7 protein-coding genes are annotated in these 7,478 nt (G+C 69.0%); 3 read left to right on the top strand and 4 right to left on the bottom strand.

Annotated elements, in window-relative coordinates; genetic code table 11:
* Positions 1-90 precede the first annotated feature (90 nt).
* The gene (locus tag ACZ7KI_RS25160) at positions 91-546 is read right to left on the bottom strand and encodes a hypothetical protein (protein ID WP_470275534.1); all 456 of its coding nucleotides are present in this window, start codon (positions 544-546) and stop codon (positions 91-93) included.
* Positions 547-756, bottom strand: a complete 210-nt coding sequence (locus ACZ7KI_RS25155) for a helix-turn-helix domain-containing protein (protein ID WP_470275533.1) — start codon at positions 754-756, stop codon at positions 547-549.
* A gap of 202 nt (positions 757-958) precedes the next feature.
* Between ACZ7KI_RS25155 and ACZ7KI_RS25150 the strand changes: the two genes are divergently transcribed.
* The 3 genes from ACZ7KI_RS25150 (at position 959) to ACZ7KI_RS25140 (ending at position 4,945) form a co-directional block, all read left to right on the top strand.
* Positions 959-1,561, top strand: a complete 603-nt coding sequence (locus tag ACZ7KI_RS25150) for a hypothetical protein (protein WP_470275532.1) — start codon at positions 959-961, stop codon at positions 1,559-1,561.
* 131 nt (positions 1,562-1,692) lie between these two features.
* Positions 1,693-2,295: a QsdR family transcriptional regulator gene (locus ACZ7KI_RS25145; protein WP_470275531.1), complete on the top strand. Its 603-nt coding sequence runs from the start codon at positions 1,693-1,695 to the stop codon at positions 2,293-2,295.
* 94 nt (positions 2,296-2,389) lie between these two features.
* Positions 2,390-4,945, top strand: a complete 2,556-nt coding sequence (locus ACZ7KI_RS25140) for an alpha/beta hydrolase domain-containing protein (RefSeq protein WP_470275530.1) — start codon at positions 2,390-2,392, stop codon at positions 4,943-4,945.
* Here the strand turns inward: ACZ7KI_RS25140 and ACZ7KI_RS25135 are convergent.
* Both ACZ7KI_RS25135 and ACZ7KI_RS25130 read right to left on the bottom strand, forming a co-directional pair.
* The gene (locus tag ACZ7KI_RS25135; RefSeq protein ID WP_470275529.1) at positions 4,917-6,911 is read right to left on the bottom strand and encodes a pentapeptide repeat-containing protein; all 1,995 of its coding nucleotides are present in this window, start codon (positions 6,909-6,911) and stop codon (positions 4,917-4,919) included. The genes ACZ7KI_RS25140 and ACZ7KI_RS25135 overlap by 29 nt on opposite strands.
* Positions 6,912-6,971: 60 nt before the next feature.
* Positions 6,972-7,397 (bottom strand): VOC family protein, encoded by a 426-nt coding sequence (locus ACZ7KI_RS25130; RefSeq protein WP_470275528.1) that lies wholly within the window; start codon positions 7,395-7,397, stop codon positions 6,972-6,974.
* Positions 7,398-7,478: the final 81 nt, after the last annotated feature.

The following is a 7,478-nucleotide window of genomic DNA, read 5'->3' as shown; positions in this document are numbered from 1 at the left end:
CGACGCGCCGTTCACTCGGAGAAGGCTGACCAGTTGTGAAATCCACGTGAAGAGGTCGGTCCACTCAGTGGACTGGTGATTTCCCGGCCATCAGCGGGCGGATTCGGCCAACTCGTGGCCGGCTTCCAGCGCGGCGGCGTCGACCAGTTGCCGCATCAGCTGGAGATCACTCGCCGGGATGGTCAGCAAACCGATCGCGGCCACGGCCCGGCCTTCCGGGCACCGGATCGGCGCGGCCGCACCACGGGCGACCCCGCCGAGAAGGACCACGGCCACCGCGGCCGAAGACGGCAGCATCGTGCCCGGCGAGACGGCGGGCACTCCCGCGGAATGCCCCGAGACCGCCGCGACGACCACGACCTCGGACCCCGCCAGCACGCAGACGACGACGTCGGCCCTGGTCAGTTTCGCCAGCCGGATCGCCGGTCTCCCCACCGCGGCGCGGATCCTCGCGTGCAACCGTCCACGCCCCTGGACCAGCCTGCCCGCCAAAGGGCCGACGACGTAGCCGCGGAACAGCCGCTCGACCGCGCCGATCCCGCACATCTACTCGAGCAGCCGGTGGGCCGTCGATTTCGGCAGGCCCGCCCGCTGAGCCACCTCTGTGAGGCCGAGACCCACGCCGGCGTCGGCAGCGGCGAGTACCTCCAGCAACGCGAACGCACCCTCGAGCACCGAGCGACCGGGCACGCGCGTCATGCCCATCGGCATGCCTCCGCCGGTGCCGGTCACCCCGCTCAGATCATCCGTAAGCATCAGTGTCCTCCACCGCGGTCGCACTCACCGAACGGCTCGTCGTGCCTGGGTTGTCGTCCGCTCCCGACCGGCCGTTACGGCGAACGGCCGTATCGATACCTCCTCGAAAAGTGGCGCGGAGAGTCGAATTTCGGGGCAGGGGCGCGTTGAGGTGGTGGCGCGTGACTGCCACATTCCTGCGTGTCCGGGCTAGGTTTCCCGGATGAACAGATCCTGGGGGATTCTCGCCGCTTTCAGCCTGCTGCTGGCGACCTCGGCCTGCGGAGGCCCGGACGAAAGCCCCGCGCCACCATCACCTCCGTCGTCGAAGAGCAAGCCGTCGCCGAGCACACCGGCCACCAGCAGTGCTCCACCCACCTTCACCCCCGCGGTTTCCCCGGCGAAGGTGACCGCCGCCTGCCCGTTCCTCGGGGCCGACGAACTCGCCCGGGTCATCGGCACCTCAGGTACCGTCGCCAACGAAGAACCACCCGGAGCGACCAAGACGGCGCCCGAGTACACCTGCGCTTACATAACGGGCGATCAGCGGCTCGAAACGGCGCCGAGGCTCTACTTCTTGGCCTTCCCCGACGCCAACCCCACCAGGCCGGTGTCCACCACAGCCGAGAACTGCCAGGGCCCGAGTACGTCGCTTCCCGGAGTCGCCGACGCCGCGATGTACTGCGACCTGGACGATTACTGGACCACGCTCGCCGTCGCCAAACGCGTCCACGGAGAGACCAGGATGCTGAATCTCCATCTCCCCCAGCTCCGGAAGAAAGACGGCTACACCGAGGTGGCGAAACTACTGGGTGGGCGCTTGTAATCGTCGACGGCCAGAAGGATCGTTGCGCCGGGTGTGCCTGTCGTCCTCAAAACAGGCCGATCCTCAGTCCGGAAGCGTTCGCGGACGCGGTGAAGCAGCCGGGTGGCCAACATGGCCTCACCAAAGACGTCGTGCGCGATGATTCATGGGGCGGCGGAATCGGGAGGGCGGCGGCGATGACGAGCCGGGTGATCAGCCACGAGCAGGTGGTGCGCGGCGGGTGCCGGTTCTTCCTGGAGCACGGCGGGGTCGACATGGACCGGCTGGCGGCGAGCCTGGCGGTCAGCCGCGCCACGCTCTACCGGGTGGCGCACAGCCGGGACGGCCTGCTGGGCGAGGTCCTGTGGCGGTTCACCGAGCGCCTGCTGGCACGGGCCAGACGACGGCGCAGACACGCGGGCGACGAGGGCGTCCTGGAGGTCACGCGGTGGTTCGTCGGCCAGCTGCACGCCGCCGTGCCTTTCCGGGCTTTCCTTCGCACTGAACCGGAAACCGCCGCACGAGTGCTGTTCACCACCTCTGGCGTGGTGCACCGGCGGGTGGTTTCGGTACAGCGGGAGATCCTGCGAGAGGCACACGGTGACCGGCCGTGGTCGACGACCGCGCTCGACCAGGCGGCCTATCTCTACGTGCGCATCATCGAATCCGCCATCTACGCGGAACTGCTCGGTGCTCCGGCCCCCGATCCCGAACTGGTGGAACGAGCGGCGCGGGCGGTGCTCCGGCCCGGCTGAGACGGCGGTCTCACGCTTGCGCCACGTGCTGGCACGCGGTGTGGCTGCCCCGTTACGTTCGCTGGGTCCTGCTCATCGCCGTGTAGGAGTCCTCATGTCGATCTCCGGATGGGGTCGTGCCGGATCGCTCGCAGTGGCCGCTTTGCTGCTGCTCCCGACTTCCCTTCCCGCCGCCGCCGCGCCCGCGCCTCGGGCGCCCCACGTCACCGGCCCGCTGCCCGGTGAGGTCCCAGGTGACCCGAAGGCCGAGCGCGTCGAAGACACCTACCCCTTCTTTTCCACGCCGGACGATCTGGCCTCGCGAGGTTACGTGGAGCAGGAGTTCCACATCTCCGGTCTGGCCGACGGCTGGGCGGCCGACGGCACACGGGTGGGCACCGACGTCCCGTACACCACGCGCGTGGTGGTGCGGCGGCCCGCGCAGGCAAAGAACTTCAGCGGGACGGCACTGGTCGAATGGCAGAACGTCACCGCCGGATACGACCTCGACGCGTTGTGGAACGCGGAATCGGTCATCCGCGCGGGGCACGCCTGGATCGGCGTCTCGGCCCAGCGGGTCGGCGTCGACCAGCTCCGCGCGTGGAGCCCGGCCCGCTACGGCGGTCTCGACGTGACCGGCGCGGGCAGCCATGTCGCCGACGAGCTGTCCTACGAGATCTTCACGCAGGCCGGTCGCGCCGTGGAAACGGGCGCGGTCATGGGTGGGTTGAAGCCGCGCACGCTGCTGGCCATCGGCGCTTCCCAGTCGGCCGGCCGGATGACCGTGCTCTACGACAAGGTCCTCCCGCGGCTGACACCGGTCTTCGACGGCTACGCCTTCGTGGTCGGCACCGCGCCGACCCGGGCGGGCAAGGAACCGGTGTTCCAGATCCTGTCCGAGACCGATGTGCGGAATTCGAACCGTGCGCCTGACACCGCGCGGTTTCGGCGGTGGGAGGTCGCGGGCGGCGCGCATTCGGGGCAGCAGGGACAGGTGTACCGCGCCCCGATCTCCGAACGCGATCTCGGTGCGGCGCCCCGGTACGCCTGCGACAAACCACCGTTCAGCCGCGTGCCGATGCACCACGTCACCGCCGCCGCGTACGAGCACTTGCGCCGCTGGGCCGAGCGCGGCACGCCACCGCCGACCGCGCCGCCGCTGGAGTTCGAGGCGGACGGCGTGACCAAGAAGCGTGACGACCTCGGTCTGGCCCTCGGCGGCATCCGCCTTTCGCAGGTCGTGGCGCCGACCGCGCTGAACACCGGGGACAACAGCGGCGAGACCTTCTGCCGTCTCTTCGGCACCCACGTTCCGTTCGACCAGCGAACGCTCGCGAAGCTCTACCCCAGCGTCGGCCACTACACCGACCGCGTCGCCATCGCGGACGCGCGGAACGTCCGAGCCGGGTATCTCCTGGCCGCCGATGCGAAACAGAACCACGAAGACGCCGTCGGCGGCAGTACGCCGGTGATCTTCGTCCACGGCCACCAGGGCTCGGCGCACCAGTGGCAGTCCAACGCGAAACGGTTCTCCGCCAACGGTTACGCGGACAGGCTGCTCCACTCCTACGAGTACGACACGAACATCCTCACCAACGATCACGCCATCGCCGGGCTCGACGCGTTCATCAAGGACGTCCGGAGGCGCACCGGCGCGTCCACAGTGGACGTGATCGCGCATTCCCGCGGCACGACGGTGATGCACGCGTTCCTCGCCACCCCGGAACGGGCGGCGCTGGTCCGGAGATACGTCAACGTCGACGGCCGGTCCAGCGCCACCTTGCCCGGCGGTGTGCCGACGCTCGCGCTGTGGGGCAGCCTGCAACCCCAAGGCGACATCGGTGGCGCGGTCAACGTCCGGCTGCCACATCTCGGGCATACCGAGACCACCACGTCGGCCGAGAGCTTCGTGCACATGCACCAGTTCCTGCGTGACCGGCCGCCGATCACCACCGACGTGACGCCCGAACCGCCCGGCCGGGTCGAGATCGCGGGCCGCGCGGTGTACTTCCCGCAGAACACCGGGATCGCCGGGCGCCTGCAGGTGTGGGAGGTGGACGACCGCACCGGCCTGCGCCGCGGCACACCCCTCCACGATCTGCGTACCGCGTCGGACGGCTCGTTCGGACCGTTGAAGGTCAACGGGCACAAGCACTACGAAGCGGTCCTCTTGCGCGAAGGCGAGCAGACCTACCACTACTATTTCGAACCGTTCGAGCGCAGCGATCGGTTCCTGCGGTTGCAGGTCTCCCAGCCGGGCGGTATCGGCGACCACGTCGACAGATGCCCCACCCACACCGCCGTCACCGTGCTGCGCGGCCGCGAGTGGTGGGCCGACCAAGCCGACAGTGACCGCCTGGAGTTCGACGGGGTCGACGTGCTGGCCCCGGCCGTCGCACCCCGCGCGCGCCAGATCATCGCCGCGTTCGCCTTCGACGACAACTGCGACCTGACCTCCACGCCGGGCAAGGCGCTGCCCCCGTTCGCCACCCTGCCCTTCCTGACCGGGGTCGATGCCTACCTCGCCACGCGACCGGCGGGGACCATCCGCGTCACCGAAGTGGTCCGGGGTGCGGGCGGGCAAGCGCGCACGGTGCCCATCGCCAACTGGCCATCGGACGGGCACACCGTCACCGTGCAGTTCAAGGACTACCTGGACCGGACTCCCTGAGATCCTGTTCCTCTTGTCCCGCCGCATCGTCGGGCGGCACCGGCAGGAGCAGCCCCCACTGGCCCTCTGAGGCCACATAGGGCCGTTCCCAGGCGTCCCGGACTTCGGTTCCGGGCGGCCAGGTGCTGTCCACGCCGAGCTTCCGCCCGTCCACCCTGACCCACACCGTCTCGATACGAGGTGGTTGCGCGAAGTGCGCGCCAGTGAACGAAACCGGGCCACCGAAGCGTACGTATTTGAAGATGACGTCCCCCTCGAAGCGTGCGCGGAGGAAACCTGTGACGTCGTCGAACCTCGTCCCGAGAAGCTGAGCCCGCCCGTGGAACGCCGCCTCGGTGAAACCCGCACCATCGGCGAACTCCGTGCTCTCGAACCACACGTCCGAAGCGAATCGGGTCCGCCGGAACTCGGCCGACTGCCCGAAGTGGCAGTCGTAGAATCTGGTGTCACCGGCGAACACAGCCTCGTCGAACACGGCGAACCCGGTGAACCGTGTGCCGCCGAAGTTGATGTCACCGTCGAACCCGGCGCGGACGAACTCCACGCCGTCGTTGAACTTCGCCATGCCGAACGCCGCTCCACCGGTGAACCGGGTGTCGGTGAAGTCGGTATTCCTGCCGAATTCGGCCGCGCGGAAATCGGCATCGGCGAGCGCCGCGTGGCCGAACCGGGTGCAGGCTCCTTCGAACCGAGCATCATGGAAGTTGGCTTTGAGGGTGAACTCAGCCGCGTTGAAGTAGGTGTCGCCGGTGAAGCTCGCGTCAGCGAACACTCCTCGGGCGGCGAACCGCGTCTTGCCGAACTCGGCCCGGTCACTGAAACGCGCCACGGCGAAATAGGCGTCGCCGTCGAACTTCGCGCCGGTGAAGACCGTGGGCGAGCGAAAGTGCGCCCGCGTGAAGGTCGTGCGTCCCCCGAACTCGGCGCCGTCGAACCGGGCGGATTTGTCGAACGTCGCCCCTTCGAAACGGGCGTCGTAGTCGAAGCGCGCTTCAGCGAAGCTGACTTCGCCCGCGAACCGCACCCCGGTGAATACGGCGCTCAACCCGAACTTCGTGCTACGGAACCAAACGTCACCGGTGAAGCTGGCGCCGGTGAAGTCGGCCGCGTCCACCCGGCAACCGATCAGATTGGCCGGTCCGAGCAGAGCGCCGGTGAGGTCGAGGCTGATGGCGGACCAGAAGGTGTCGACCGGCTTCTCCTCGTTACCGATCTTCAGATGGCGGAACAGGATGGCCTGCGCGGTCCGCCGGACCTGCCCCTCCTGCTCCGCCTCCATCGCCGTGCTGCTCGGGACGTCGGCGCGCGGAGAGGGCGGCGCCAACCGCACCGAGGCCCGCTGCCGGGCCGAGCTGCCCAACAGCGGTCGCGGCACTCCGGAGCTTCGCGCCACCGGTCGTCGCGCCGGTTCGCCGGATGGTGGCTCGTAAGGCATCCGCAGGTACGCGCACAGCAGATCGACGATGGTCTGCCGCTGCGCGGGGTTGTCCTGTGCGAGCCGTTCCAGCGCGTACAGCCCGGCCAGCCGGACCGGTGCCTGTGCCGATCCGAGCTGGTCGGCAGCCTTGCCGTACAAGTCGGTGATCCGGCGGGCCTCGGCGTCCGCGACGGTCGCGGCGTGCGCCGCACGAACCTGGTTCAGGCTCAGTTCCGAAGTACGCTGCCTGCGCGCGGTCAGCCACAACGCCGCCGCACCACCGGTACCGAGCACGATCGTGCCCGCCGTCTTGATGGCGTCCAGCCGACCGGCGTGCCCACCGTCGCCGAAGGCCACCAGCAGCCCGACAGCGACTCCGACACCGAGCACGATCAACGTCACGGCTGCCCATACGATCGCCCGGTTCGACAGCACCGGCAGTTCGCCCGGCGGTTCCGCCTGCGGCCGGTACACCAGCACCGACATCGGCGGCGACGTCGGCGGATGGGCCGGGGCGAGCGGGTCGGGAGCGGGCAGCGGCGTGGTCACCCGCCCATCATGCCGTTCCCAGGTCCCGGCCGGGACGAGCGGAACACCGCCATTTCCCGGCTACGGACGCGCCGGTTCCGGTGCCCCGACAGGCTGGCCGAGCGAGATCATGTTGCCCTCGCTGTCACGGAAGAACGCCCCGCGTTCCCCTGTCCCGCGACTCGGATAGTTGTTGTCGATGTCGACGATCCCGTTCACCGTGCGGAAGCCAGGGAAGTCGTAATCCTCGAATACGACACCACGGGCGCGCAGGTCCGCGACCTCGGCTTCGATGTCGCCGACCACGAAACTCACCTGGGTGAAGGAACCATCCGAGGCACCGCGCGAAGCGAACAGGCAGAACACCGTCGATCCGCAGCGATAACGCAGACCGCCGGGGCGTTCGTCGACGGGTTCGAGGCCGAGCTTCTCCGCGTACCAGCGCCGTGCCCGGTCGAGGTCTTTCGCGGGCAGCCGCGTTTCCACGACCGCGTCCGTCAGAGCCATCCACTCTCCCTTGGCCGATTCTCGCGCCGTGAGCACAACGTAGCTGCCCACCGCGACGTCGTCACTCTCCGGGCATCTTCG

It is taken from the genome of Amycolatopsis sp. NPDC039088, from assembly GCF_055598845.1.
Note: the sequence above shows the minus strand (reverse complement) of the source record. Positions and strands in the feature narration are given on the sequence as shown.

What these genes read in the sequence shown, in the direction of transcription:
- ACZ7KI_RS25160 (WP_470275534.1), bottom strand. Translation starts at nt 546, where the DNA reads ATGTGCGGGATCGGCGCGGTCGAGCGGCTGTTCCGCGGCTACGTCGTC.
- ACZ7KI_RS25150 (WP_470275532.1), top strand. Translation starts at nt 959, where the DNA reads ATGAACAGATCCTGGGGGATTCTCGCCGCTTTCAGCCTGCTGCTGGCG.
- ACZ7KI_RS25155 (WP_470275533.1), bottom strand. Translation starts at nt 756, where the DNA reads ATGCTTACGGATGATCTGAGCGGGGTGACCGGCACCGGCGGAGGCATG.
- ACZ7KI_RS25140 (WP_470275530.1), top strand. Translation starts at nt 2,390, where the DNA reads ATGTCGATCTCCGGATGGGGTCGTGCCGGATCGCTCGCAGTGGCCGCT.
- ACZ7KI_RS25130 (WP_470275528.1), bottom strand. Translation starts at nt 7,397, where the DNA reads ATGGCTCTGACGGACGCGGTCGTGGAAACGCGGCTGCCCGCGAAAGAC.